We start from the raw sequence: 26,178 nt of genomic DNA on the forward strand, positions 1-26,178 counted from the left end.
CTTTAATTATCGGTGTGTTAGTGCCGGTATGCGAACGTATGCTTTCTGTGATTAGCGAAGCCCGAGGGGCAGCGAGGTGCTGCAACCTGCGGGCGCAAATTGCCGCATTCACAGGCAATCGGGCGATTCTCTTTGGCGTCATCTGCGCCCGCTGCGCCGCGCGAGATATTTCTCGAGCTGCACCAGCGCGTCGTGGATCAGCACCGCGAAGAGCCCGACGATCAGCCCGCCCTGTAGCACGAAGGCGGTGTTGCTGGTCAGCAGCCCGGCAATGATCACCTCGCCCAGCGTGCGCGCGGCCACCGTCGATCCGATGGTCGCCGTGCCGAGGGCGATCACCACCGACAGGCGGATGCCACCGAGGATCACCGGCATGGCCAGCGGCAGCTCGACCCGCCAGAGCCTCTGCCAGCGATCGAGCCCGATGCCGCGTGCGGCCTCCATCGTGCTGGCGGGCAGGGTTGAAAGGCCGGTCATGGCGTTCTCGAAGATCGGCAGGAGGCCATAGAGGAAGAGCGCCACCAGCGTCGGGCCTGCACCGAAGCCGAGCGCAGGGACGGCGAGCGCCAGCACGGCGACCGGGGGAAAGGTCTGCCCGACATTGGTGATGGTGCGCGAGAGCGGGCGGAATGCGGCGCCGGCGGGGCGGGTGACGAGGATCGCCAGCGTGACGGCGACCACGGTCGCTGCGAGAGAGGCCATGGCAACGAGTCCGAGGTGGCTCAGCGAGAGCGAGAGCAGCGAGCTGCGGGTGTAGATCACCGGGCCATTTTCGGGCGCGAAGGGGGCGAAGGCCGGGGTGAAGGCTTCCGGCTTCAGCACCAGCGCCAGCAGCAGCGCGACGAGCGCCACGCGCAGGAGCATCCCCGGTTTCACGCGTGGCGCTCCGCCCGCGCGCGGATGGCCGAGAGCGTGACCCGCCCGGCAGGGCCGCCCCCGTTCAAGACAGGCACGGCCTCACGCCCGGTCCAGAGACAAGCCGAAAGCGCCTCGCGCAGGGTCGCATCCTCGGGCAGAGCCGGGCCTTCGGCCGCGCCGGGCTCGATCAGCTCGGAGACGGGGATCAGCGAGAGCAGCCGCATGGGCCGCTCGGTATCTCCCACCATGTCGGCGACGAAATCGGTGGCGGGCTGCGCGACGATCTCTTCCGGTGGCCCGTATTGCACCAGCCTGCCGCCATCCATCACCGCGATGCGGTCGCCAAGGCGGATCGCCTCGTCCATGTCGTGGGTGACGAGCATGATCGTAGAGCCGAGCTTGCGCTGGATGGCGCGCAGATCGTCCTGCGCGCGGGTGCGGATGATCGGATCGAGCGCGCCGAAGGGTTCGTCCATCAGCAGAAGGTCCGGGCGAGAGGCCAGCGCCCTAGCGACGCCGACGCGCTGCTGCTGCCCGCCCGACAGCTCCAGCGGCAGGCGGTCGCGAAACTCGTCAGGCTCCATGCCGAAGAGGGTAAGCAACTCGTCCACCCGGGCGACGATCTCCTCCTTCGGCCAGCCAAGCAGCTCGGGGACGGCACCGATGTTGCGCGCAACCGTGTGGTGCGGAAAGAGCCCGTGGCCCTGGATCGCGTAGCCGATGCGGCGGCGCAGGAGGTGGGGTTTTACCGCGTGGGTGGGCTCGCCGTTGATCCGCACCTCGCCCGAGCTGGGCTCGACCAGCCTGTTGATCATCCGCAGAAGCGTGGTCTTACCCGAGCCCGAGGTGCCCACGATCGCGGTGATCGTGCCGGTTTCGGCGGTGAGAGAAACGGCATCGACGGCGCGGGTCTCGCCGTAAAGTTTGGTGATCTTGTCGATCTCGATCATGTCTGGCGCTCCGGCAGGCGGCGGGTGAGGTCGACGAGGATGTCCATGACGATCGCCGCGACGAGGGCCATGAGGACGGTGGGCAGGGCGCCCAGCAAAATGAGGTCGGTGGCGGTCTGGTTGAGGCCCTGGAAGACGAAGCTGCCGAAGCCGCCGCCGCCGATCAGCCCGGCGATGACCGCAAGGCCGATGTTCTGAACCAGCACGATGCGCAGGCCCGCGAGGATCACCGGCATGGCCAGCGGCAGCTCGACCTTCCGCAGGCGTTGCATGGCAGTCATGCCCATGCCGCGGGCGGCCTCGATCGCGGCGGGAGGAGTTGCGGCGAGCCCGGTCACGGTATTGGCGACCACCGGCAGCAACGAATAGAGCACCAGCGCGAGGAAGGCGGGGGCAAAGCCGATGCCAGCGATGCCGAATGCCTGCGCGGCGGGGTAGGTCGCGGCCACCCAGCCGAGGATCGGGATCATGATGCCGAACATGGCGAGCGAGGGGATCGTCTGGAGAAAGCTCAGGACCGGCAGCATCGCGCCGCGCAGAGCGCCATTACGGTGGCACAGGATGCCGAGCGGGAAGCCGATCAGCGCCGCCGCGCCGAGCGAGCCGAGCGCGAGCGCGACGTGGCGCAGGCTGGCAGTGCGGAACGCGTCCTTTCGGCTGGCGTATTCCTGCATCACCGAGAGGTCCGACAGGGCGCCGGACCAGAGCAAGGCCGCGAGGGCGGCGAGAAGCACCGCCAGCAGCCCGGCGCGGGCGCGGGGGCCGGGGCGGAGCTGAGAGAGCGCGTCCGCCATCAGCAGCATCAGCACCAGCAGCAGGCACCACGCGCCCGCTCCGGGCGACACGCGCGCAAGATCCCCCGCCCCTTGAAGCTGCGCCGCCGCCCCCTGCGCCATCAGAAAGACGAGGCCGGCAAGGCCGATCAGGCTACCACCGAGGCGGCGCAGTGGCAGGGCAGAGGGGATGCCGAGCGCCAGCCCGGCGGCCAATGCGAGCGCGCCAGGTACGATCGCGCTCGGTGGGGCGCTGTCCCAGAGCATCACGCTTTCTCCGGCGACGATCCGGTTGGCGCGCAGCGTAAGGAGCGGCAGGGCCAGTGAAGCCAGCCCCAACGCGGCGAAAAGCAGGCCGGGCGCAGAGAGACCCCGCCCGGCACGCATCATCTGCCGCTCCGCGAGCGCGATCAGTCCAGCACCCCGGACTTGGTGAGATAATCACGGGCCACCGCCTCGGCAGGCTCGCCGCCGACCTGGATGCGACCGTTGAGCTCCTGCAGGGTCTCCATCGTCAGGCCTTCGAAGATCGGGTTCAGCACCTCGGGGATCGAGGGATATTCCTCGAGCACGGCGTCGCGGACGATGGGGCTGGGCTCGTAGACCGGCTGCACGCCCTTGTCGTCCTTCATCACCTTGAGCCCGGTCGCGCCGACGCCGCCGTCGGTGCCGTAGACCATGGCGGCGTTGACACCCGAGGTGCCCCTGGCCGCGGCCTGGATCGTCGCCGCGGTGTCGCCGCCCGAGAGGATCACGGTCTGGTCCTCGGACAATTCGAAACCGTAGGTCTCTTGCATGGCGGGCAGCACCGCGGGGGAGGAGACAAACTCGGTCGAGGCGGCGAGCTTCACGTCGCCGCCGCCCGACACCCAGGCACCGAAGTCACTCATCGTGTCGAGGCTGTTCTCCTCGGCCAGCGGCCCGGTCACGGCGATGGCCCAGGTGTTGTTGGCGGGGGCAGAGCTGAGCCAGGTAATGCCGTTCTCTGCGTCCAGCTCCTTGGCGCGGTCGTGCGCCGCGGCGGCGTCCTTCCAGGTGTCTGCGTCGGCTTCGTTGAAGAAGAAGGCCGCGTTGCCTGTGTACTCGGGGTAGATGTCGATCTGACCCGCCAGGATCGCCTCGCGCACCACTTGGGTTCCGCCCAGTTGCAGGCGCCGCTCGACGGGCAGGCCTGCATCCTCGAGTGCTAGGGCGATCATGTTGCCGAGCAGCCCGCCCTCGGTGTCGATTTTCGACGAGACGGTGATGTCGGCCTGTGCTGTGCCGGCAAACCCCGCGGCGAGGCTGGCGGCGGCGAGAATATGTGTGCGGATCATGGCGCGTCGGGCTCCCTTCCGTTGCGTCCTGTCGACTATGACAGAGTTCCGCTTAGAAACTAGGATAGGACGGGCCGAGGCCAAGTCTTCCGCGGAATTTCCGGGGGCGTGGGGGCTTCGGGTCGTGCGCCTCAGGCATCGCTTTCCTTTGGTGGGAGATGTTCGGCAAGGGTTTCAAAAGCCTGCCCGCTGGCGACAAGACATGTGACGCCTTGGCTGGAGGTGATGGTGATCGTCCATGTGCCGGTCTCGTCGGAGGCGAAGACCTCCATCACCGCGTTGTCGCTGCCGAGGCCGATGGACTGCCGCGTCTCGCCATAGGTTTCTGCGAGTCGGGCAATCACCACGTCGCGCGGGCCGCAAGCGCGGCTCTGGGCGGCTCCGGCAGAGGGCAGGGCGGCGAGCGCCACGCAGAGACCTATCAGGAGCAGGCTGCGCCGTGAGCAGCCGGGCCCCGGTGCGTGGCTGGTGGGGGTGGGATGTGCCGTCATCGGCTTTCCTTTCAGCGGGATGGTCCTTTCAGCGGGGGATGCCGGTGCGACTGGATCGGCGCTGCCAGCCGAGGGCGTTGGCAGGGCGCTGCCCTTGATTTCCGAGCCTGCGCGGCAATCCCGAAGGATTGGTAAAGGATGCGGCCGTGGTTAAAATGCGTTGTTCTTCTGCGCCGCGGCATGAACGCGCTTGCAGTTTTTGGAAAACAATTGCATCACTGACGCAATATTATTGCTCTACGGAGGAAGGCATGGATCTCGCGCTGCGGCCCTATCGCTCGGTACTTTACATCCCCGGCTCGAAGGAACGGGCGCTGGACAAGGCGCGTGGCCTCGCGGTGGATGCGATCATCTTCGACCTCGAGGATGCCGTGGCCCCGTCGGAAAAGCCCGCCGCGCGCGAGACGCTGGCCGCCGCGCTGGGCGTGGGGGGGTATGGCAAGCGCACGCGGATCGTGCGCATCAACGGGCTCGACACCGACTGGGGCGAGGCCGATGCGCGTGCTGCAGATAGCATGGATTGCGACACCGTGCTGTTGCCCAAGGTCGAGGACCCCGCACAACTCGACGCGCTGGCGGAGCTTACCGCAAAGCCGCTCTGGGCGATGATGGAGACGCCGAAGGGCATGCTCAACGCACAGGCGATCGCTGCGCATCCGCGGCTGGCAGGTATGGTCATGGGCACCAACGATCTGGCCAAGGAACTGAACTCGCGCTTCCGCGCCGACCGGCTGCCGATGCTCACCTCGCTGCAGCTCTGCCTGCTGGCGGCCAAGGCCTCAGGCTGCGTGATCGTCGACGGCGTCTACAATGCCTTCAAGGACGACGAGGGGCTGCGGGCCGAATGTGATCAGGGCCGCGACATGGGCTTCGACGGCAAGACGCTGATCCACCCGGCGCAGGTCGAGATCGCCAATGCCGCCTTCGCGCCCACCGAGGGTGAGATCGATCTGGCGCGGCGGCAGATCCACGCTTTCGAAGAAGCCGAGGCCGCGGGGCAGGGGGTTGCCGTCGTCGACGGCAAGATCGTCGAGAACCTGCATGTCTTCACGGCGAAATCGGTGCTCGCCAAGGCGGAAGCCATTGCCGCCATGGGGGCTTGAGGGCAGGCTCGGGCCGAACCCGGCACAAGGAGACCCCCAATGCTGCTTCTGATTCTCGGCGTCGCGCTCTGGTGGGCGGCGCATCTGTTCAAACGCTTTGCTCCCGACGCGCGGGCCAAGATGGGCGACAAAGGCAAGGGTGCGGTTGCGCTTGCGCTCGTTGCCAGCGTGCTGCTGATGATCTTCGGCTATCGCATGGCCGATGGTGCCTTCTTCTACGGGCGCACCCCAGCCACCGTCGGCATCAACAACCTGCTGATGCTGGCGGCGCTCTACTTCACCTCGCCCGGCCCCAAGAAGGGCGCGCTCTTTTACAAGATGCGCCACCCGATGCTGACCGGCTTCCTGCTCTGGGCCATCGCGCACCTGCTGGTGAACGGCGACGTGCCCTCCTTCGTGCTTTTCGGCGGGCTCGGGATCTGGGCGGTGGTCGAGATGAGCACGATCAACCGCAGCGAGCCGAATTGGACGCCGCCCGCCAAGGGGCCGATCAAGAAAGACCTGATCTTCCTTGCGGCCAGCGTCGTGCTGCTCTTCGTGATCGGCGCGATCCACACCTGGCTCGGCTATCCCACCTTTGGATGACAACTACCGGAACTGACCCCATGAAAATCTACCGACTGCTGACCGAAGACGACACCTCTGCCTTCTGCCACAAGGTCTCCGAGGCCCTGAGCAAGGGCTGGGAGCTTTACGGCAGCCCGACCTATGCCTTCGATGCCGCCAACGGCGTGATGCGCTGCGGGCAGGCCGTGACCAAGGACGTCGACACGCCCTACACCCCGGACATGAAGCTGGGAGCGCAGTGATGGCCAAGACCAACCTCGGTCGTTTCTTCGAGGAGTATCGCATCGGCGAGGTCATAGACCACGCCGTGCCGCGCACCGTGTCGGGCGGGGAAAGGGCGCTTTACCACGCGCTCTACCCGGCCCGGCATGCGCTTTACTCGTCGGATGACTTCGCCCGGAGCGTTGGTCTGCCCGGCGCGCCGCTGGATGATCTGGCGGCGTTCCATCTGGTGTTCGGCAAGACTGTGCCGGATGTCTCGCTGAACGCGGTGGCCAACCTCGGCTATGCCGAGGGGCGCTGGCTGAAGCCGGTTTATCTGGGGGACACGCTGCGCGCCTCCTCCGAAGTGATCGGGCTCAAGCAGAACTCGAATGGCAAGTCCGGCGTCGTCTGGGTCCGCACGCGCGGCACCAACCAGCGCGGCGAGACCGTGCTCGAGTATTGCCGCTGGGTGATGGTGCGAAAGAAAGACCTCGACGCGCCTGCGCCCGAGACGGTGCTGCCCCAGCTGAAAGAGGTTCTGGCGCCCGAGGATCTGGTGATCCCCGAGGGGCTCGACTTCACAAACTATGATTTTACCCTCGCCGGAGAGCCGCACCGCTGGGGCGATTACGCGGTCGGAGAGCAGATCGACCACGTCGACGGGGTGACCATCGAGGAGGCCGAGCACATGCTCGCCACCCGCCTCTGGCAGAACACCGCCAAGGTGCATTTCGACGCCACCCACCGCGAGGACGGCACGCGGCTGATCTATGGCGGGCACGTGATTTCGTTGGCGCGGGCGCTCAGTTTCAACGGTCTGGCGAACGTGCAGATGATCGCCGGGCTCAATGGCGGGGCGCATGCAAACCCTTGTTTCGCCGGGGATACGGTCAAAGTATGGTCCGAGGTTCTGGATCGCGCCGAGACCCCGGCGCCGGGCGTCGGTGCGCTGCGGCTGCGTTTGGTGGCGGCCAAGGGCGGCGCGCCCTTCGCGCTCAAGGGCGAGGACGGAAGATACCTGCCGGAGGTCCTGCTCGACCTCGACTACTGGGCGCTGATCCCGCGCTGATCTGACGCCTCGGCGCGACTGCGCGCGGTGCTTGAGTCGCGGTCCTGCCCTGCAAAAATCCGAGTTAAATACTTGGGAATAGGGCGACTCCGCGGAAGCCTCCGTTAGCGCCAGAAATGTGATCACACTTGAAAAAGCGTGATCACATATTCCGATCATTTTTTGGAATTGGGTGGAAAAAACACACTCCTGCGCCGTGCACCCGCGTGACAGGGCGGGGCAAGAGGCGCTAGAACCCGGCCACAAGGGAACCGAAAAGGACAAGCCATGGCTGAAGAGAACCGGATCCAGCGCCCGCTCTCCCCCTTCATGATCGGGCCGTATTACAGACCGCAGCTCACCTCCATGAGCTCCATCCTCACCCGCATCACCGGCAACGCGATGATCGTCGCGGTCTTCCTCATCGTCTGGTGGCTGCTCGCCCTGGCCGCAGGGCCCGAGGCCTTCGCCACAGCCGAATGGTGGATTACCAGCTGGGTGGGCAACCTCGTGATGTTCCTCTCGCTCTGGGGCATCTGGTACCACTACCTCGCGGGCCTGCGGCACCTCATCTTCGACGCGGGCAAGGGGCTCGACATTCCGACCGCCGAAAAGCTCGGCTGGGTCTGCATCTACGGTTCGGTGGTTCTGACCATCCTGACCGTGATCATCTACTGGATCTGAGGGAGGCGACAGACATGCGTTATCTGACCGACCGCAAGCGCGCCGTTGGCAAGGGCTCGGCCCATTCCGGCGCGGAACACCATTGGCACATGATCGTCAGCGCCGTCGCGCTCGCCTTCTTGGTTCCGACCTTCCTCTTCATCTTCGGCAACGCGCTCGGCTCCGGCTACGAGGCTGCGCTGGCGACCTTCCAGAAGCCCTTCGTGGCGATCCTGACCGGCCTCGTGCTGGTCGTCGGCCTGCAGCACTTCCAGAAAGGGGCCCGCGTCATGCTCGAGGATTACACCTCGGGGACCACGCGCAAGCTGCTGCTCATGCTGGTTGTCGGCCTGTGCTGGTCGCTGACCGCCGCCGGCCTCTTCGCGCTCGCCAAGATTGCCCTCTGAGAGAAAGACTGAAAGATGGCTGCATACGAATACGAGACGCATGATTATGACGTCGTGGTCGTGGGGGCCGGCGGCGCCGGCCTGCGCGCCACCCTCGGCATGGCAGAGCAGGGCCTTCGCACTGCCTGCGTGACCAAGGTCTTCCCGACCCGCTCGCACACCGTCGCGGCGCAGGGCGGCATCGCCGCCTCGCTGGCCAACATGGGCCCCGACAACTGGCAGTGGCACATGTACGACACGGTGAAGGGCTCCGACTGGCTCGGCGACACCGACGCCATGGAATACCTCGCCCGGTCCGCCCCCGCCGCGGTTTACGAGCTCGAGCATTACGGCGTGCCCTTCTCGCGCACCGAGGAAGGCAAGATCTACCAGCGCCCCTTCGGCGGCCACACCACCGAGTTCGGTGAAGGCCCCGCCGTGCAGCGCACCTGCGCCGCGGCCGACCGGACCGGCCACGCCATCCTGCACACGCTCTATGGCCAGTCGCTGAAGAACAACGCCGAGTTCTACATCGAATATTTCGCCATCGACCTGCTGATGGAAGACGGCGTCTGCAAGGGCGTGCTGTGCTGGAAGCTCGACGACGGCACCTTCCACGTCTTCAACGCCAAGATGGTCGTGCTGGCCACCGGCGGTTACGGCCGGGCCTACTTCTCGGCCACCTCGGCGCACACCTGCACCGGTGACGGCGGCGGTATGGTGGCCCGTGCGGGCCTGCCCCTGCAGGACATGGAATTCGTGCAGTTCCACCCGACCGGCATCTACGGCTCGGGCTGCCTGATCACCGAGGGCGCCCGCGGTGAAGGCGGCTACCTGACCAACAAGGACGGCGAGCGGTTCATGGAGCGCTATGCGCCCCAGTACAAGGACCTCGCGCCGCGCGACTACGTCTCGCGCTGCATGACCATGGAAATCCGCGAAGGCCGCGGCGTGGGCGAGCATGGCGACCATATCCACTTGAACCTTGCGCACCTGCCCAAGGAAGCGCTCGCCGAGCGTCTGCCGGGCATCTCGGAAAGCGCCAAGATCTTCGCCGGCGTGGACGTGACGAAAGAGCCGATCCCGGTTCTGCCGACCGTGCACTACAACATGGGCGGCATTCCCACGAACTACTGGGGCGAGGTGCTGAACCCGACCGCCGAGAATCCGAACGCTGTCGTGCCGGGCCTCATGGCCGTGGGCGAGGCGGGCTGCGCCTCGGTGCACGGAGCGAACCGCCTCGGCTCCAACTCGCTGATCGACCTCGTGGTCTTCGGCCGCGCCGCCGCGATCCGCGCCGGCGAAGTGGTGGACCGTTCGGGCGCCGTGCCGACCGCGCCGCAATCGCAGATCGACAAGGCCTTCGACCGGTTCGACGGCGTGCGCAACGCCTCGGGCGCGATCCCGACCGCCGAGCTGCGTCTCGAGATGCAGCGCACCATGCAGGCAGATGCCGCCGTGTTCCGCGCCTCCGAGACGCTGAAGGACGGCAAGGAAAAGATGACCGAGATCGCCGGCAAGATGGGCGACATCAAGGTCACCGACCGCTCGCTGATCTGGAACTCGGACCTGATGGAAAGCCTCGAGCTGACCAACCTCATGCCGAACGCGATCGCGACCATCGTGGGTGCCGAAGCGCGCCACGAGAGCCGCGGCGCCCACGCGCACGAGGACTTTGCCAACCGGGACGACGAGAACTGGCGCGTGCACACCATCAGCCGCGTCGAGGGCAACAAGGTCGAACTCAGCTACCGCCCGGTGGTTGTCGACCCGCTGACCACCGAAGCCGAGGGCGGCATCTCGCTGAAGAAGATCGCGCCGAAGGCACGGACGTTCTGATGCGCGCGGCTCTCGGCCTCGTCCTCGTGCTGGCGGCCTGTTCGCCCCAGACGCAAGACCAGATTGCGCGGCAGGCCGCGAAATCGACGGTCGCCCGCGTCGTGGCGGACAAGTACCCCGGCCTGCCGGTGGAACCGGCGCTGGATTGCGTGATCGACAATGCGTCGTCCACGCAGATCTACGCGCTGGCCGCCGACAGCGTCACCGGGCCGACCGCGAGCACCGTCGAGGTGGTTTCCGACATCGTCTCGAAGCCCGAGACCCTGACCTGCCTGGCAGCCGAGGGGCTGCCGGCCCTCATCCGATAGGAGAGCGACATGGTTCAATTCACACTTCCCAAGAACTCCAAGATCCGCACCGGCAAAACCTGGCCGAAGCCCGAGGGCGCGACCAACGTGCGGGCGTTCAAGATCTACCGCTGGAACCCCGATGACGGTGAGAACCCGCGGGTCGACACGTATTTCCTCGACATGGACAAATGCGGTCCGATGGTCTTGGACGCGCTGATCAAGATCAAGAACGAGATCGATCCGACGCTGACCTTCCGCCGCTCCTGCCGCGAAGGGATCTGCGGCTCTTGCGCGATGAACATCGACGGGATCAACACCCTCGCCTGCATCTACGGCCTCGACGAGGTCAAGGGCGACGTGAAGATCTACCCGCTGCCGCACATGCCGGTGGTCAAGGACCTGATCCCCGATCTGACGCATTTCTATGCCCAGCACGCCTCGATCATGCCCTGGCTGGAAACCAAGACCAACCGTCCCCAGAAGGAGTGGCGGCAGTCCATCGAGGACCGCAAGAAGCTCGACGGTCTTTATGAGTGCGTCATGTGCGCCTCGTGCTCGACCGCCTGCCCGAGCTACTGGTGGAACTCCGACCGCTACCTCGGCCCGGCGGCACTGCTGCACGCCTACCGCTGGATCATCGACAGCCGCGACGAAGCCACCGGCGAGCGCCTCGATCAGCTCGAGGACCCGTTCAAGCTTTATCGCTGCCACACGATCATGAACTGCGCCAAGACCTGCCCGAAGGGTCTGAACCCGGCGAAAGCGATCTCCGAGATCAAGAAGATGATGCTGAACCGGCACGTCTGAGCCAGAGCGCCGCGCAATCCCGAAACGCCGTGCCCGCAGGGCGCGGCGTTTTTTCGTGCCCGGTCTCGCGGTGCACCGTTGCGCTGAGCGCAGAGCGTGGTTGCAGCATCGGCGGGTGTGCCACCCTGCGCGAAGCCCTATCTAGGGAAGCGGACGGGAGGAGATCGAGAGATCAAGGATTGACGCTATGACCAGCACCGCTGCAAAGACCGATACCACCGCCCGTGAAGCCCTCGACGCGCTCGAGCAGGCCTTCGCCTACTACCAGCCCGAGCCCGTGCTCGTGCAGGTCGCGCACAAGGATGTGACCGCCGATCTGGGCACGCTGGACTATTACCGCGCCGCCTGAGGGTGGTTGCCGGCCGCGCCTCGCGTTAGGGTTTTGACCATGCGCCTTGCCTGCCAATCAAGCTCGACTGACCGAGGCCCCCGATGATCTTCGCGGGGGTCTTTGTCGTTGCGGTGATCGTGCTGCTGGTCTTCAACTACCGCCACGGCGACACGCGCAAATGCCGCTGGCGCGAGCGCCGCGGCGCGGGCGAGAGCAGCTGGACCTGCGTGCAGTGCGGCGCCACCACCACGGGGCCGCGCGGCCAGACCCCCGACATTTGCCTGCGCCAGACGAGCTGAGGCCGACGACGGTCGGGGCAGGGGTGCCGGCGCAGGGCGCGAGCGACAGAGCGAGCACTGCCGCCGTCCCCTTTCGGGGCCTCCCCCGTGATATTTGCGCCTAGGAGGTGGGGCAGGCTTGCGCCTCGCGGGGGCGGCGGGTCTTCTGACGGCAAAGAGGAGCCACAGGATGACCAAGACCCCAATCGCACCGCCGAAGGACGCCGAGGCCCGCCGGGCTGTGGCCCCGGTGATCTGCTATCCCACCGAGACACTGCCCGTGCCGGACATGGCGCTCTACCGCGCGGCGCTGGCGCAGGCGGAGCTGGTCGAGACCGTTGTCGCTGCGCCGCGCGAGGCTTGTGCCTTCCGGGTGCCCGCGGGAGGCTTCTTTCGCATCCGCAGCGTCGAGGCGCCGCAGGTGGGCGATCTCAACCTGTGGAATGCCGCGGACCTCTCGGAGCGCTTCTATTCGGGCAAGACGCGCGCGCTGCATGGCACGCATCTGACCACGGGCGCGCGTATGTGGTCGAGCTTTCCCGACCTGAGGCCCATGGCGACCATCGTCGAGGACAGTCTCGGCTGGTATGGCATCGATGAATACGGCGGCTCGGTGCATGACGTGATCGGAACGCGCTGCGATCCGCACACGCATCACCTGCTGAGCGGCGGCGAGCAGTACCACCAATGCTGCCATTCCAACCTGACACGGGCGCTGGCGGGGGCGACGGGGCTCTCGGCCGAGGCGGCGGCGCGCGAGGTGCATGACGTGCTGAACGTCTTCATGTGCACCGGCTTCACCCGCGACACCGGCCAGTACTTTATGAAGGCGAGCCCGGTGCGCCCCGGAGATTTCCTGACGTTTTTCGCCGAGATCGAGCTGTTGGGCGCGCTGAGCGCCTGCCCAGGTGGCGATTGCGCCAGCGAACACAGCTCGGACAGGGCGCGTTGCGCGCCGCTGGAGGTGGACATCCTCAGAGCGCCAGAGGGGGCGCTGGAGGGCTGGCAGCCGCCCGCGCGCAACGGGTACGACCGCAGCCACGGCATGTGACCAGGCCCTCGGGGAAAGCTGGCAGGTAAGGCTGGGAAGGATCAGCCGGGCGGGCGCTCTGTCCCGCCCGCACCTCAGGCGAAGGCTGCCTCGAGCGCGATCTCGACCATCTCGGCGAAGGAGCTTTGGCGCTCTTCCGCCGGCAGGGCCTCATGGGTGAGGAGATGGTCCGAAACGGTGAGCACGGCAAGCGCGCGCACGCCGTGGCGCGCCGCGAGATTGTAAAGCTCGGCCGCTTCCATCTCGACGCCGAGGATCCCGTGCCGAGTCATGATCTCGGTCAGATCGGGGCGTTCGTCGTAGAACACGTCGGCGGAGTAGATCCCGCCCACATGGGTTTTCGCTCCGATGCGCGCTGCGGCCTCGGCGGCGGCGCGCAGCAGGCCGTAATCGGCGCAGGGTGCGAAGTTCACCTCGCGGAAGATGCCGCGCGACGGGGTAGACAGGCTGCTGGCCGTCATCGCAAGGATGACGTCCCGCACCGAGACACTCTGCTGCATCGCGCCGCAGGAACCGATCCGGATCAGGGTCTTCGCCCCGTAGTCCCGGATCAGTTCGTTGGCGTAGATCGACAGGCTCGGCATGCCCATGCCGGAGCCATGGACGGAGACCCGGTTTCCTTTCCAGAACCCGGTGAAACCGTACATGCCGCGCACCTGGTTGACGCAGTCCGCGTTTTCCAGAAACGTTTCAGCCACCCATTTCGCGCGCAGTGGATCGCCGGGCATCAGAACCGTTTCGGCGATATCGCCGGGCTTTGCTCCGATATGGATGGTCATCAGAGCGCGAGATCTTCGAGCGATTTGCCCTCGTCAAGCGCTTCGATCACCCAGTTCGGTTTGCGACCACGACCGGTCCAGGTCTGCGCCGGATCGGACGGGTTTGCGTATTTAGGGGCGCCTTTGGAGCCCTTGGTGCCGCCAGCGGCAATGATTTCGTCCAACGAGTAACCGAATTCCTTGGCGACCTGCTCGGCTGCGCGCTTTGCTTCCGCCTTGCGGCGCGCGTCTATGGTAGCCAGAGCTTTATCCACGTCGGCCTTTAGCTGCTTCAACTCGTCCTTGGACAGGGTATCAAGGTCAATATTCACGATTGTCTCCGTTTTCTGTGCCAATAAAATTGGCTATCCGGAGCTATTCCGCAAGTGCACGCTTTGTGTCAATTCTAGATTTTGTATAAAGAGGCTATTGACCACTCACAATCACCGTGAGCCGCCTGTTCTTTTTGCTCTTCTCCTGCGGGATTTTACGCTATTGCGCGGCGACGCTCTCGGGATCCGCGAGGGTGATGATGTCCTGCATTATCTTGTTCAGCTCAAAGTCCTTGGGCGTGTAAACGCGCGCAACGCCGCAGGCGAGAAGCCTTTTGGCGTCTTCGTCGGGGATGATGCCGCCAACCACCACCGGAATATGCGCAAGCCCTTCAGTGCGCATTTTTTCCAGAATATCGGAAATCAACGGAATGTGACTACCCGAAAGAATGGAAAGCCCTATGACATGCGCGCCGGTGTGGGCTTGCGAAACAATCTGTTCAGGAGTTAACCGAATTCCGTCATAGTCTATCTCCATGCCGCAATCGCGCGCCCGGAAAGCGATCTGCTCGGCGCCGTTCGAATGCCCGTCGAGACCGGGTTTTCCAACGAGAAAGCGCAGGCGGGTGCCCAGTCGGTCGCTGACCGCATCGACTGCGGCACGCAGGTCCTCAAGCCCCTCCGTGCGGTTGGAGACGGCCTTGGCGACGCCGGTCGGGCCGCGATATTCCCCATGTACGGCGCGCATTTCCCCCGCCCATTCGCCGGTTGTGACCCCCGCCTTTGCGCAGGCGATCGAGGCGGGCATGATGTTTTCCCCCGTCGAGGCGGCGCGGCGCAATTCGGCCAGCGCATCGGTCACGGCACCGGCATTGCGGGCGGCACGCCAGTCTCCGAGCCTAGAGATTTGCTCGTGCTCGACCGCGGGGTCCACCACCATGATTCCACCGTCTTCGCCAACCAGCGGGGAAGGTTCGGCATCCGTCCAGCGATTCACGCCCACCACGGTGGTCTCATTGCGCTCGATACGCCCGAGCCGGTCCGCATTGGCGTCGACGAGCCGGGCTTTCATGTAGTCGATGGCGCCGATGGCGCCGCCCATCGAGCCGATATTCGCCAGCTCGGCCCGCGCGCCCTGCTTCAGTTCCTCGACCTTTCGATCCACCGCGGGATTGCCGTCGAAGAGATCGTCGTATTCGAGCAGGTCGGTCTCATAGGCCAGGATCTGCTGCATCCGCATCGACCACTGCTGGTCCCAGGGACGGGGCAGGCCGAGCGCCTCGTTCCAGGCGGGCAATTGCACGGCGCGCGCGCGGGCTTTCTTCGACAGGGTGACGGCCAGCATTTCAATGAGAATGCGGTAGACGTTGTTTTCCGGCTGCTGCTCGGTCAACCCGAGGCTGTTGACCTGCACGCCATAACGGAAACGCCGGTATTTCGGATCGGCGACCCCATAGCGCTCTTGCAGGATTTCGTCCCAGAGATCGACGAAGGCGCGCATCTTGCACATCTCGGTGACAAACCGGATCCCGGCGTTGACGAAAAAGCTGATGCGTCCGCAGAGCGCCGGGAAATCCTCGGCGGCGACCCGCGGTCTCAGCTCGTCCAGCACCGCGCAGGCGGTGGCGAGGGCAAAGGCCAACTCCTGCTCGGGTGTCGCGCCAGCCTCTTGCAGATGATAGGAGCAGACATTCATCGGGTTCCACTTGGGCACATGGTCATAGCAATACTCGGCCACGTCCCCGATCATCTTGAGCGAAGGTTTCGGCGGACAGATATAGGTGCCCCGGCTGAGGTACTCCTTGATCAGGTCGTTCTGCACCGTGCCCTGAAGGTTCGCGATCTCCGCGCCCTGTTCCTCCGCGACGGCGATATAGAGCGACAACAGCCAGGGCGCGGTGGCGTTGATCGTCATCGAGGTGTTCATCTGCTCGAGCGGGATCTGGTCGAACAGTGCGCGCATGTCGCCGAGGTGGCAGACCGGCACGCCAACCTTGCCGACCTCGCCGCGGGCCAGCACGTGATCGCTGTCGTAGCCCGTTTGGGTCGGCAGATCGAAGGCCACCGAAAGCCCGGTCTGCCCCTTGGCGAGATTGGACCGGTAGAGCGCGTTGGAGGCGCTGGCGGTGGAATGTCCGGCATAGGTGCGGATCAGCCAGGGGCGGTCGGGCTGGCGCGGGCTGGTGCTGTCCTTCATATCATCCTCCCTTGAGCTGCTCGAATCTCGCGAGCAATCATCTTGCTGTTTGGAGTGGATATTGGAAATAAAATGTCCAGTCAATTCGCCGCATCGCGGCGGAGAGCCTCAGCTGCGCTGCAGCAGGGGCGGGATCTCGGAAACCCCAGTATACATGCGTTTCGAGCGAATGCAGGCTCACGGCTGCGCATCAACTAAGTTATAAAATTTCTCAAAGATAGCTATCAGAGTTGCAATGTTGCGCGTTGAATTGTATCTCGAAGGGGAGGAGCCCCGCGATTCTGCACTGCGGCGCGGGCGACGCAGGAGTGAGGAAGGAGGCCATGATGGCACTCGACAGCAAGACCGAGATCGCGCCCTACAACGCACCGGTGAAGGACCTCTACGAGATCGGCGAGATGCCGCCCCTCGGCCATGTGCCGAAGCAGATGTACGCCTGGGCGATCCGCCGCGAGCGTCATGGCGAGCCCGACCAGTCCTTCCAGAAGGAGGTGGTCGACACCTGGGAGATCGACAGCTCCGAGGTGCTGGTTCTCGTGATGGCGGCCGGGGTCAACTACAATGGCGTCTGGGCCGGGCTCGGCGTGCCGATCAGCCCCTTCGACGGCCATGGCGCGCCCTATCACATCGCGGGCTCCGACGCCTCGGGCATCGTTTGGAAGGTGGGCGACAAGGTCACCCGCTGGAAGGTCGGCGACGAGGTGGTCATCCACTGCAACCAGGACGACGGCGACGACGAAGAGTGCAACGGCGGCGACCCGATGTTCTCGCCCAGCCAGCGCATCTGGGGCTACGAAACGCCGGACGGCAGCTTCGCCCAGTTCACCCGCGTGCAGGCGCAGCAGCTGATGCCGCGACCCAAGCATCTGACCTGGGAAGAAAGCGCCTGCTACACGCTGACGCTGGCCACCGCCTACCGGATGCTCTTTGGCCACCACCCGCATGAGCTCAAGCCCGGGCAGAACGTGCTGGTCTGGGGCGCCTCGGGCGGGCTCGGCTCCTATGCGATCCAGCTGATCAACACTGCCGGCGCGAACGCCATCGGGGTGATCTCGGACGAGAGCAAACGCGAGTTCGTCATGTCGATGGGTGCCAAGGGGGTCATCAATCGCAACGAGTTCAAGTGCTGGGGCCAGCTGCCCACGGTCAACACGCCCGAGTACAACGACTGGCTCAAGGAGGCGCGCAAGTTCGGCAAGGCGATCTGGGAGATCACGGGCAAAGGCGTGAGCGTCGACATGGTCTTCGAGCACCCGGGCGAGGCGACCTTCCCGGTCTCGGCGCTGGTGTGCAAGAAGGGCGGCATGGTGGTGATCTGCGCCGGCACCTCGGGCTTCAACTGCACTTTTGACGTGCGCTACATGTGGATGCACCAAAAGCGCCTGCAGGGCTCGCATTTCGCCCACCTCAAGCAGGCCTCGGCGGCCAACAAGCTGATGATCGAGCGCCGGCTCGACCCGTGCATGTCCGAGGTCTTCGGCTGGGAAGAGATCCCCGCGGCGCATGTGAAGATGCGGCGAAACGAGCACAAGCCGGGCAACATGGCGGTGCTTGTCCAGGCGCCGCGCACCGGGCTGCGCACCTTCGAAGAGGCGCTTACCGTAATCTGATTGCCGCCGTCTGATCTGGTGCGGGCGTGGCCAAGAGGATGCCTGCTGCGCTGCCGAAGGTCGGCGCGGCGGTCTCGCGGTGGGCGGCTTCTTGAACAGACGAAGCCGGGTCGAAGAGGGGACGGGGCGGGAGGCCCTGTCCCTTTTTTGTGTCAGAACGGCGCGCCACGTCCGCAGGCCCGCGCTGATATGCTACACTGCGCATGTGTCGCGGGACATTTTCCCGACTGCGCCCTCCCTGCACGGCGGGTCACCCCGAGTTTTCCGAGTCAATTTCTTTCTAGGACATTTGAGCCCAACAAATTGAGGAGAACACGCCATGACCCCCTGGGAGCTTCACGGCTACGAGCTGGGAAACTGCAATTGCGCCCCCGGCTGCCCCTGCCAGTTCATGTCCCTGCCCACCTATGGCAACTGCGAGGCGGTAGCGGGGTTCGAATTCCATTCCGGCCATCACGGTGAAACCGATCTTTTGGGCACCCGCGCCGCCATGCTGCTGCATTGGCCGGGTCCGATCCACGAAGGCGGGGGCACCATGCAGGTCGTCATCGATGACGGCGCAAGCCCGGCGCAGCGCAGGGCACTCGAGCGCATCTTCGTTGGCGAGGACACCGAGGACATGGCGACCATGTGGTGGGTGTTTTCCGCGATGTCGCCGAACAAGTTGCAGACGCTTTACAAGCCGATCGCCTTCGAACTCGACATGGAGAGCCGCAGCGCGCAGCTCTCGGTCCCCGGGGTGGTCGACTGTGTCGCCGAGCCGATCACCAACCCGGTCACCGGGGCTGCGCATCGGGCGCGGATCAACCTGCCGCATGGCTTCGAGTATCGCGTCGCCGAAATCGCCCGGGGCACGGCCAGCACCAGCGGCGAGATCCGCCTCGAGAACAACAAGGCCAGCCACGCCCATCTGCTCGAGATCCATCTGTCAGGGCAGGGCGTGCTCGAGGCCGCCTGAGCCGAGTCGCCTCAGATCGGAGATGTCAGGATGCAAGAGAGCCTTGCCGAACGCGCCCTGCGCCGCGACCGGCTGATCGTTGCGGGTCTGCTGGGGCTGCTGTTCCTGCTGGCGGCGCTCTACACGGTCAGCGGCGCCGGCATGGAGATGTCGGCGCCGAAGATGACCGGCATGTCGGGCGAGGCCGGTCCGTCGGGCATGGACATGGACATGGCCGGGGGCTGGTCCTCCGGGCAAGCGCTGCTGGTCTTCCTGATGTGGTGGGTGATGATGATCGCCATGATGCTGCCGAGCGTGGCGCCGGTGGTACTGCTCTACGCCGCGCTCGGGCGGCGCGGGGCGCAGGCCTTGGCGGTGCCGCGCAGCTGCGCGGCGTTCGTCCTAGGCTACCTCGCAGTCTGGGCGCTGTTCAGCGCGCTGGCGACGGCGCTGCAATGGGGGCTCGAGGCGGGCGGGCTGGTCTCGGCCAGCATGATGTCTCTCACCAGCAGCAGGGCCGGGGCGTTGGTGCTGATTGCCGCCGGGGCCTTCCAGTTCACCCCGCTCAAGCAGAGCTGTCTCAGCCAGTGCCGGTCGCCGGCGGAGGTCCTGACCCGCCACCGGCGCTCCGGGATGACGGGGGCCTTCCGCATGGGGGTGGAGCACGGCTGGTACTGCCTCGGCTGCTGCTGGTTCCTTATGGCACTGCTCTTTGTCGGCGGCATCATGAACTTCGCTTGGATCGTCGGCCTCGCGCTCTGGGTCGCGGCCGAGAAATACCTTCCGCACGGGCCACAGATCAGCAAGCTCGCCGGGGCGGCGCTGGTTCTCTGGGGCGCCGCGATCCTGGCCGGAGCGCTGTGAGGCTGCTCAGGCGGGGTAGAAGCGCCCGCCCTTGCGTGCCATCTCGGCAAGCGTCTCGGGGCAGGTGAAGCGCCGCCCGTGGCGATCGGCGAGTTCAGAGGCACGCTCCGCGGCATAGGGGGCGCCGAGCATGTCGAGCCAGGAGAACGGCCCGCCCGACCAGGGCGCGAACCCCCAGCCCAGCACGGCGCCCACATCGCCTTCGCGCACTCCCGGCAGCACGTGGCGCTCGAGCGCCCGAACGGCCTCCAGCGCCTGCACGAAGAGCAGCCGGTGTTGCACCTCCTGCAGCTCCGGCTGCTCTTCCGCTTCGGGCCATTCGACCGCCAGCCCCTCCCAGAGTCCGAGCCGCTTGCCGCCCTCGTAGGTATAGAAACCCGCGCCCGCCTTGCGTCCAAGCCGCCCCAGGTCGGCCATGCGCTGCAGCACCTCGTCGACATCCGCGTCCCGATAGCTCTCGCCCATGGCGGCACGGCTGGCCTGGGCGATCTTCAGTCCCAGCTCGATCGAGGTCTCGTCGACCAGCTGCAGCGGACCGAGCGGCATGCCGGTCAGCTTGGCTGCATTCTCGATCAGTGCCGGGGCGACGCCCTCTCGCAGCAGGCGCAGCCCCTCGTTGAGATAGGGGATGATGCAGCGGTTGGCATAAAAGAAGCGCGCGTCGTTCACGACGATCGGCGTCTTGCGGATCATGCGGGCGAAATCCAGCGCCTTGGCCACGGCGCGCGGGCCGGTGCGGACCCCCTTGATCACCTCGACCAGCTGCATCTTCTCGACTGGTGAAAAGAAATGCAGGCCGACGAAATTCTCGGGCATCAGCGAGGCCTCGGCCAGTTTCGACACGGGCAGGCTCGAGGTGTTGGTGGCGAAGATGCAGCTCTCGGGTACGTGGCGCAGCGCGGTGCGGGTGACCTCGGCCTTCACCTCTGGATCCTCGAAGACCGCCTCGATGATCATGTCGCAGCCGGCCAGCGCGTCGAACTCGGTGGGGGCGCTCAGCCGCTGCAGCACCGCCTGCTTCTGCGCGGCGCTGGTCTTGCCGCGCTTCACCCCTTCGTCGAGATAGGCCTCGGCGTGGGCGCGGCCCTTGTCCGCCGCCTCCTGCGTGCGGTCGAGCAGCACCACCTCGACCCCCGCCTGCGCCGCGACCAGCGCGATGCCCGCGCCCATCATCCCAGCGCCAAGCACGCCGAGCTTCTTCACGCTCTGCGGCGGCACGCCTTCGGGTCGGCCCGCGCCCTTGTCCAGCGCTTCCTTGCCGACGAAGAGCGTGCGGATCATCGCGCTCGAGCTGGGGTCGAGCATGACATGGGTGAACCAGCGCGCCTCGATCCTGAGCGCGGTGTCGAAGGGCACCTGTGCGCCCTCGTAGACCGCCGAAAGCAGCGCCTTTGCGGCCGGGTAAGCCCCCTTGGTCTTGCCGTTCACCATGGCCGAGGCGCCGAGAAAGGTCATGAAGCCCGCCGGGTGATACGGCCCGCCGCCGGGCAGCTTGAAGCCCTTGCGGTCCCAGGGTTTCGCCAGCGCCTCGGGCGCGGCCTGCAACACCCAGGCGCGGGCGGCCTCTTGGGGGTCCTCGGCGATCTCGTCGATCAGCCCCGCGGCCTTCGCCTTTTCGGGGGACAGAAGCGTGCCCTCCAGCAGGTAGGGCGCCGCGCCCATGGCCCCGAGCCTGCGCACCAGCCGCGTGGTACCGCCGGCGCCGGGAAAGAGCCCGAGCTTGATCTCCGGCAGGCCGATCTTCGCACCGTGGGTCGGCGCGGCGAAAATCCGATGACAGGCCAGCGCCAGCTCGTAGCCGAGCCCGAGCGCTGTGCCGGGCAGGGCGCAGGCGATGGGCTTGCCACCCTCGTTCGCCGCGTTCATCCCGGCGCGCTCGATCCGTCGCAGCGCCGCGTGCAGCGCCATGATCCCCTCGAAGATGCCCTTGGCCGGGTCGTCCCCGGCGGCCTCGCGCATTGCCGCCAGCGTCTTCAGGTCCATGCCGCCGGCAAAGCTGCCGGGCTTGGCGGAGGTGATCACGATGCCTTTCACGCGCGCATCTTCCAGCGCCGCGCTCACCAGCGCGTCGAGCTCGGCGAGCGCCTCGAGGCTCATGACGTTCATCGATTTGCCGGGCGTGTCCCAAGAGATGGTGCAGACGCCGCCCTCGGTGTTGGCCGAGAAATCGGTCATGTCTCATCCTCCCCTTCGTGCCGCCCCACCTCCGAGCCGTCGCGGCGGCGGTAGACGCGGGCCGCGCCATGGGTTTCGGTCACCAGGTCATGATCGCTGTAGTGGATGACGTCCGCGCCGCTGCGGGTGCCGATCACAAGGTAGCGGGCCGGTGCGTCCGATCGGTTTTCAAGCCGGTGCCCGATGCCCTGACCGGCGGGCCAACAGGCGCAATCGCCCGGACCCATCGCCACCTCTTCGTCCTCGACCAGCACCAATGCGCCGCTCAGCACGTAGACCATCTCGTCCTCGCGCTCGTGCCAGTGCCGCCAGCCCGAGGCCGAGCCGGGCGGCAGTTCCTCGATGAAGGCGCCGAATTGGGTCAGCCCGCCCGGATCCGACAGGAGCTGGCAGCCATAGGGGCCGGGACCGTCACCGAGCACGCGATGGCGGCTGGCGCGATGGGTGGTGACGGGTTGGGGGTGGAGTTTTGGCATCATACCCTCTCGAGGATCATGGCCACGCCCATGCCCGAGGCGACGCAGAGCGTGACAAGGCCGGTGGATTTGTCCGCGCGCTCGAGCTCGTCCAGAAGCGTGCCGATCAGCATTGCCCCGGTGGCGCCGAGCGGGTGGCCCATGGCGATGGCGCCGCCGTTGACATTGACCTTGCCCGGGTCGGCGTCGAAGGCCTGCAGAAAGCGCAAGACCACCGAGGAGAAGGCCTCGTTCACCTCGAAAAGGTCGACGTCGCCGATCTCCATCCCCGCCTGCTCGAGAACCCTTTCGGTGACGGGGAGCGGGCCGGTCAGCATGATCGTCGGCTCGCTGCCGATGCGGGCCATGGCGCGGATGCGGGCGCGGGGCGCCAGCCCCATCGCCTCGCCGAAGCCCTTCGAGCCGAGCAGCACGCCCGCCGCCCCGTCGACGATGGCGGAGCTGTTGCCCGCATGGTGAATGTGATCGATGCGTTCCAGCTCGGGGTAGCGCATCAGCGCCACCGCATCGAAGCCGGGCATCTGCGCGCCCATCTCCCTGAAGGCGGGCGTCAGCCCCGCGAGAGCCTCGAGCTCCGTGCCGGGCCGCAGCGCCTCGTCACGCGCGAGAATGGGCAGCCCGTTGATATCGGTGACCGGCAGGATCGAGCGCTCGAAGCGGCCCTCCTCCCAGGCGCGGGCGGCGCGCGCCTGGCTCTCCGCCGCGTAGCCATCGGCGGCCTCGCGCGTGATGCCGTGCTTCGTGGCGATGAGGTCCGCGGCAATGCCCTGCGGCACGAAATGTCGGGGGATGGCAAGCGAGGGATCGACGGCGATCGCCGCCCCGTCCGAGCCCATGGGCACGCGGCTCATCATCTCGACCCCGCCGGCCAGATACGCTTGCCCCAATCCGCCCTGCACCTGCGCGGCGCCAAGCATCACCGCCTCGAGCCCCGAGGCGCAGAAGCGGTTGATCGACAGGCCCGGAATTGTCTCGTCCAACCCCGAGGCCAGGACGGCGGAGCGCGCGAGACAACCGCCCTGTTCGCCGATCTGGGTGGCATTGCCCCAGATCACATCCTCGAGCACCGGCCCATCGAGTCCGTTCCGCTCCCGGAGCCCATCCAGCACAAGCGCCGAGAGCCGCAGGGCCGTCACCTCGTGCAGCGCGCCATCCGGCCGCCCCCGCCCGCGCGGGGTGCGGATCGCGTCATAGATATAGGCCTCGGACATGGCTCCTCCTTCCATGGTCGGCCGGGATGTGTGGCGCCTCTAGGCCCGGTCGGCGGGCGAGCCGGGCATCAGCTCATAGGGGTGCTTCCAGCCCGGCAAGGCTTCGAGACCACTTAGCCAGCGGTCGATGTTCGGCCAGTCTGCCCGGACAAAGCCGAAGGGCTCGGGATAGAAAAGATAGCCGCAGCAGCAGAAATCCGCGTGGGTCGGCCCGTCGCCGACGATCCAGTCGCGGCCGCCGAGGTGCGCGTCGAGCACCTGGTAGGCGGCCTTGAGCCGCCCCTGTGTGAAGGCGCTCACCTCGGCCGGGCGCTTGTCCTCGGGGAGGAAGTTCATCAGGAAACGCGTCATTCCGGCCGGGCTGCTGAGCTTGTGGTTGTCCCAGAACTGCCAGCGCAGCACCTCGCGCGCCTCCTCGGGCGTGGCGCCGCCGAACTTGCCGGTCTTCTCGGTGATATAGTGCTGGATCACCCCCGATTGGGTGAGGGTGATGTCGCCATCGACCAGCACCGGCACCTCGCCCATCTCGTTGACCTCGGCGCGGTACTCGGGCGTGCGGGTGGCGCCATTGAAGAAATCCACCTTCACCGGTTCCCAATCCAGCCCCGCGAGCTGCAGCGGCAGTGCCGCCTTGTAGGCATTTCCGGATTCTCCGAAACAGTAGAGCTTGATGGTCATGCGCGCGGTCTTTCCCTGTGCGTTGCGGCGCGGGCAGTGGCGGGGGCTTCGCGCCCCCGCATTCCCGCGGGATACTCGATCCTAGAAGAAACCAGTTTCGACGCCAGATGTAACCCGTTCTTAACCTCGCGGCGGAAAGACTGTCGGCGCGGTACAGGCTGGGACGCCGATGACCGCCCTAGCAGCAACCCCGCCGCCAAGCCGGAGGCCCTTGCAGGCCGGTGCCGCGGTGGGGCGGACCGAGTGCAGTCCCGCGTGGCCCGGCTCCTGGTGATCCGTCTGGTGATCCGCCCGGTGACCGGGCTCGACGTGGCGTGGACCCGATGTGCGGCTCCGGTATGTCTTCTAGGCGGAACCATCCCGCGGGGGTCCGGGGGTGCGACACCCCCGGTCCTTCGCCCGCCGCCCGCGCGGTCGAGGGGGGCGGAGGTCTGGCTCATCGCTTGCGCGCCTCGAGCTCGGCGTTGAACAGCCGCAGCCGGTGCGAGAGCACCTCGGCATCGGTCACGCTGCCGAAATTCTCGAAGAGGAAAGACAGCGCCTCGCCCTCGTCGAGCCCCGCCGCCGCCGAGAAGCTGCGCAGGCCGCGGTAGCCGTCCTCTGTCATCGCGACCGAGAAGCGTCGGGTGAGACGAAAGCGCTTGGGCATGGGCGGCTCCTTTTCGGTAACTTTCGCAACAGGGTTTCATTCTGCGGCCCCGGGCCTCGGCGCGCCGAGCCACCGCGGTCAGGATCGCGGCGCAGGTGCCGCGGTCCGCAGATGCAGAAACGCCCCGGTCGATCCGCGGTACGTCGCGAAGGACGAACAGCAGATCCGCGACCGGGGCGGTATACTTGGGCTGTGCAGCTTGTATTGCGCCTGGCATGGGGCCTCCTCTCCCGTCCGCCAAGGCCTCGCGATGGTCCGCTGGGGGATCAGCCGGCCTTGCGCTCCAACTCGCCGAGCATCTGTTCGCCCCAGGCAAGCTGTTCTTTCAGTTCCTCGATCGCCATGGTCAGATCATCGCGCTGACGGATCATGTCGGCAAGACGTTCCTGGCCGATCTCGTAGCTGCGCGCGATCTGGGTCCGCTGCTGGTCACCCTTGTCGTAGAGCTCCAGAAGCTGGCGGATCTCTTCGAGGCTGAAGCCGAAGCGCTTGCCGCGCAGGATCAGTTTCAGCCGCGCCCGGTCACGCCGGGTGAAGAGGCGCTTCTGTCCTTCACGGATGGGAAAGAGCAGTTCCTTCTGCTCGTAGAAACGGAGAGTCCGCGGCGTCACCTCAAACAGGTCGCACATTTCGCGGATCGTCATAAACTGGTCGTCACTCATGTCAGGTCTTCTACCTCACTTCGCGTCAAGATGACGGGTGAACTGCGCCTTTCATGACAATCCTACAACTGCCCCCTATCCTTTTGAGACCGCTACGCAACGTCATTTCCGAAATTACGTAACTTCGTTAAGCGTCACGCGATGGCGGGAAGAACTTTCTTTCCCCGGTTGCGCGTGACGCAGCCATTCCGGGGCTCGAATGTATGCAGCCGGGTACGAAATCAAAGCGTTTCAACACGCCCGCGGCGGGTGATTCGCCTTATTCACCCAGCTCTTTGAGGGTCACATCCCGAAGCGCTTTGAGTTCCTCGATCGCCGAATCGAGCTGCGCGCGCTGCTCGCCGAGCTGCACGAGCTGCCGGTCCGCCATCTCCACCCAGGTGCGCATCTGTGCCTCGGTGCCGTCGCGTTCGTACATCTGCAGCCATTGCCGGATCTCCTCGAGCTGGAATCCGAACTTTCGCCCGCGCAGGATCAGCGTCATCCGCGCCACCTCGCGCGGGCCGTACCAGCGCGATCGCCCGTCACGATCGGGGGTGAGCAGCTCGATGTACTCGTAGTAGCGCAAGGTGCGTGGGGTGACCTCGAACCGTGCGCACATTTGCTTGAAGCTGAGACGTGTCTCGCTCATTGGGCCTCCTGACGTGGCGAAAGGTAATGCGGCACCGCGGCGAGGGCAATGGCCGCGCGGCTTGCGGTGCGCGATCCGTCGCCGCATAAAGACGCGAGACGAG

Annotated in this window: 30 protein-coding genes; 15 read left to right on the top strand and 15 right to left on the bottom strand. The window is 66.1% G+C overall.

All coding sequences use genetic code 11. The features are described 5' to 3' along the window. Positions 1-138: 138 nt before the first annotated feature. The 5 genes from G0D83_RS07480 to G0D83_RS07500 all read right to left on the bottom strand — a co-directional run bounded on the left by G0D83_RS07480 (position 139) and on the right by G0D83_RS07500 (position 4,388). Positions 139-876, bottom strand: a complete 738-nt coding sequence (locus G0D83_RS07480) for an ABC transporter permease (protein WP_164191424.1) — start codon at positions 874-876, stop codon at positions 139-141. Further along, the gene (locus G0D83_RS07485; RefSeq protein ID WP_164191427.1) at positions 873-1,808 is read right to left on the bottom strand and encodes an ABC transporter ATP-binding protein; all 936 of its coding nucleotides are present in this window, start codon (positions 1,806-1,808) and stop codon (positions 873-875) included. The genes G0D83_RS07480 and G0D83_RS07485 overlap by 4 nt, the downstream gene beginning before the upstream one ends. After that, complete coding sequence (locus G0D83_RS07490) at positions 1,805-2,971, bottom strand: ABC transporter permease (RefSeq protein ID WP_164191430.1); 1,167 nt, start codon at positions 2,969-2,971, stop codon at positions 1,805-1,807. Before G0D83_RS07490 ends, G0D83_RS07485 begins: the two co-directional genes overlap by 4 nt. Before the next feature lie 20 nt (positions 2,972-2,991). Further along, positions 2,992-3,897, bottom strand: a complete 906-nt coding sequence (locus G0D83_RS07495; RefSeq protein ID WP_164191435.1) for an ABC transporter substrate-binding protein — start codon at positions 3,895-3,897, stop codon at positions 2,992-2,994. 131 nt (positions 3,898-4,028) lie between these two features. Continuing rightward, positions 4,029-4,388, bottom strand: coding sequence for a hypothetical protein (locus G0D83_RS07500; protein WP_235940021.1), 360 nt, complete (start codon positions 4,386-4,388; stop codon positions 4,029-4,031). Between the two features lie 251 nt (positions 4,389-4,639). Between G0D83_RS07500 and G0D83_RS07505 the strand changes: the two genes are divergently transcribed. The 12 genes from G0D83_RS07505 to G0D83_RS07555 all read left to right on the top strand — a co-directional run bounded on the left by G0D83_RS07505 (position 4,640) and on the right by G0D83_RS07555 (position 12,955). Beyond that, entirely contained in the window at positions 4,640-5,491 is an 852-nt protein-coding gene (locus G0D83_RS07505) for a CoA ester lyase (protein WP_164191438.1), read from the top strand. A gap of 39 nt (positions 5,492-5,530) precedes the next feature. Continuing rightward, positions 5,531-6,076, top strand: a complete 546-nt coding sequence (locus G0D83_RS07510; protein ID WP_108966813.1) for an NnrU family protein — start codon at positions 5,531-5,533, stop codon at positions 6,074-6,076. A gap of 20 nt (positions 6,077-6,096) precedes the next feature. Continuing rightward, positions 6,097-6,300, top strand: a complete 204-nt coding sequence (locus G0D83_RS07515; RefSeq protein WP_108966811.1) for a DUF1737 domain-containing protein — start codon at positions 6,097-6,099, stop codon at positions 6,298-6,300. Then, the gene (locus G0D83_RS07520; protein WP_164191442.1) at positions 6,300-7,331 is read left to right on the top strand and encodes a MaoC family dehydratase; all 1,032 of its coding nucleotides are present in this window, start codon (positions 6,300-6,302) and stop codon (positions 7,329-7,331) included. Before G0D83_RS07515 ends, G0D83_RS07520 begins: the two co-directional genes overlap by 1 nt. A 267-nt stretch (positions 7,332-7,598) precedes the next feature. Next, positions 7,599-7,994, top strand: a complete 396-nt coding sequence (sdhC, locus tag G0D83_RS07525) for a succinate dehydrogenase, cytochrome b556 subunit (protein WP_108966807.1) — start codon at positions 7,599-7,601, stop codon at positions 7,992-7,994. A 14-nt stretch (positions 7,995-8,008) separates the two neighbouring features. Further along, positions 8,009-8,380, top strand: coding sequence for a succinate dehydrogenase, hydrophobic membrane anchor protein (gene sdhD, locus G0D83_RS07530; protein ID WP_108966805.1), 372 nt, complete (start codon positions 8,009-8,011; stop codon positions 8,378-8,380). Between the two features lie 15 nt (positions 8,381-8,395). Further along, positions 8,396-10,198 carry a succinate dehydrogenase flavoprotein subunit gene (gene sdhA / locus G0D83_RS07535; protein WP_164191445.1) on the top strand — a complete coding sequence of 601 codons (1,803 nt, stop codon included), beginning with the start codon at positions 8,396-8,398 and terminating at the stop codon, positions 10,196-10,198. Continuing rightward, entirely contained in the window at positions 10,198-10,506 is a 309-nt protein-coding gene (locus G0D83_RS07540; protein ID WP_108966800.1) for a hypothetical protein, read from the top strand. Before sdhA ends, G0D83_RS07540 begins: the two co-directional genes overlap by 1 nt. 9 nt (positions 10,507-10,515) lie before the next feature. Beyond that, positions 10,516-11,295 (top strand): succinate dehydrogenase iron-sulfur subunit, encoded by a 780-nt coding sequence (locus G0D83_RS07545; protein WP_108966798.1) that lies wholly within the window; start codon positions 10,516-10,518, stop codon positions 11,293-11,295. A 187-nt stretch (positions 11,296-11,482) separates the two neighbouring features. After that, positions 11,483-11,644: a hypothetical protein gene (locus G0D83_RS31850; RefSeq protein WP_193989033.1), complete on the top strand. Its 162-nt coding sequence runs from the start codon at positions 11,483-11,485 to the stop codon at positions 11,642-11,644. An 83-nt stretch (positions 11,645-11,727) separates the two neighbouring features. Continuing rightward, positions 11,728-11,925: a hypothetical protein gene (locus G0D83_RS07550; RefSeq protein ID WP_164191449.1), complete on the top strand. Its 198-nt coding sequence runs from the start codon at positions 11,728-11,730 to the stop codon at positions 11,923-11,925. A gap of 169 nt (positions 11,926-12,094) precedes the next feature. Then, positions 12,095-12,955 carry a DUF1989 domain-containing protein gene (locus tag G0D83_RS07555; protein ID WP_164191452.1) on the top strand — a complete coding sequence of 287 codons (861 nt, stop codon included), beginning with the start codon at positions 12,095-12,097 and terminating at the stop codon, positions 12,953-12,955. A gap of 74 nt (positions 12,956-13,029) precedes the next feature. Here G0D83_RS07555 and deoD read toward each other — a convergent pair whose 3' ends face one another. The 3 genes from deoD to G0D83_RS07570 form a co-directional block, all read right to left on the bottom strand. Continuing rightward, positions 13,030-13,734 (bottom strand): purine-nucleoside phosphorylase, encoded by a 705-nt coding sequence (gene deoD, locus G0D83_RS07560; RefSeq protein WP_164191456.1) that lies wholly within the window; start codon positions 13,732-13,734, stop codon positions 13,030-13,032. Further along, entirely contained in the window at positions 13,734-14,045 is a 312-nt protein-coding gene (locus G0D83_RS07565) for an H-NS family nucleoid-associated regulatory protein (RefSeq protein WP_095883690.1), read from the bottom strand. Before G0D83_RS07565 ends, deoD begins: the two co-directional genes overlap by 1 nt. A gap of 160 nt (positions 14,046-14,205) precedes the next feature. After that, positions 14,206-16,182, bottom strand: coding sequence for a protein meaA (locus G0D83_RS07570; RefSeq protein ID WP_164191459.1), 1,977 nt, complete (start codon positions 16,180-16,182; stop codon positions 14,206-14,208). Between the two features lie 326 nt (positions 16,183-16,508). On the opposite strand from G0D83_RS07570, the gene ccrA reads away from it, so the two are divergent. The 3 genes from ccrA to G0D83_RS07585 all read left to right on the top strand — a co-directional run bounded on the left by ccrA (position 16,509) and on the right by G0D83_RS07585 (position 19,593). Further along, positions 16,509-17,792: a crotonyl-CoA carboxylase/reductase gene (ccrA, locus tag G0D83_RS07575; protein ID WP_164191477.1), complete on the top strand. Its 1,284-nt coding sequence runs from the start codon at positions 16,509-16,511 to the stop codon at positions 17,790-17,792. Between the two features lie 319 nt (positions 17,793-18,111). Further along, the gene (locus G0D83_RS07580; RefSeq protein ID WP_164191480.1) at positions 18,112-18,750 is read left to right on the top strand and encodes a DUF1326 domain-containing protein; all 639 of its coding nucleotides are present in this window, start codon (positions 18,112-18,114) and stop codon (positions 18,748-18,750) included. A gap of 30 nt (positions 18,751-18,780) precedes the next feature. Further along, the gene (locus G0D83_RS07585; protein WP_164191483.1) at positions 18,781-19,593 is read left to right on the top strand and encodes a DUF2182 domain-containing protein; all 813 of its coding nucleotides are present in this window, start codon (positions 18,781-18,783) and stop codon (positions 19,591-19,593) included. Positions 19,594-19,599: 6 nt separating this feature from the next. Here G0D83_RS07585 and G0D83_RS07590 read toward each other — a convergent pair whose 3' ends face one another. From G0D83_RS07590 to G0D83_RS07620, 7 genes are all read right to left on the bottom strand, one after another. After that, positions 19,600-21,768 (bottom strand): 3-hydroxyacyl-CoA dehydrogenase NAD-binding domain-containing protein, encoded by a 2,169-nt coding sequence (locus G0D83_RS07590; protein ID WP_164191486.1) that lies wholly within the window; start codon positions 21,766-21,768, stop codon positions 19,600-19,602. Continuing rightward, complete coding sequence (locus G0D83_RS07595; RefSeq protein WP_164191490.1) at positions 21,765-22,244, bottom strand: cupin domain-containing protein; 480 nt, start codon at positions 22,242-22,244, stop codon at positions 21,765-21,767. The genes G0D83_RS07590 and G0D83_RS07595 overlap by 4 nt, the downstream gene beginning before the upstream one ends. Continuing rightward, on the bottom strand, positions 22,244-23,455 hold the full coding sequence (locus G0D83_RS07600) for an acetyl-CoA C-acetyltransferase (protein ID WP_164191493.1): 1,212 nt from the start codon (positions 23,453-23,455) through the stop codon (positions 22,244-22,246). Before G0D83_RS07600 ends, G0D83_RS07595 begins: the two co-directional genes overlap by 1 nt. 39 nt (positions 23,456-23,494) lie before the next feature. After that, positions 23,495-24,133, bottom strand: coding sequence for a glutathione S-transferase family protein (locus tag G0D83_RS07605; protein WP_164191496.1), 639 nt, complete (start codon positions 24,131-24,133; stop codon positions 23,495-23,497). 436 nt (positions 24,134-24,569) lie between these two features. Next, positions 24,570-24,782: a hypothetical protein gene (locus tag G0D83_RS07610; protein ID WP_164191499.1), complete on the bottom strand. Its 213-nt coding sequence runs from the start codon at positions 24,780-24,782 to the stop codon at positions 24,570-24,572. A 266-nt stretch (positions 24,783-25,048) separates the two neighbouring features. Further along, a complete protein-coding gene (locus G0D83_RS07615) occupies positions 25,049-25,444 on the bottom strand; it encodes a MerR family DNA-binding transcriptional regulator (RefSeq protein WP_108966772.1) in 396 nt (131 codons plus the stop codon). A 259-nt stretch (positions 25,445-25,703) separates the two neighbouring features. Further along, positions 25,704-26,075: a MerR family DNA-binding transcriptional regulator gene (locus G0D83_RS07620; protein ID WP_108966770.1), complete on the bottom strand. Its 372-nt coding sequence runs from the start codon at positions 26,073-26,075 to the stop codon at positions 25,704-25,706. Between the last annotated feature and the right edge of the window lie 103 nt (positions 26,076-26,178).

It is taken from the genome of Salipiger sp. PrR003, from assembly GCF_010500785.1.
Classification (GTDB): domain Bacteria; phylum Pseudomonadota; class Alphaproteobacteria; order Rhodobacterales; family Rhodobacteraceae; genus Salipiger; species Salipiger pacificus_A.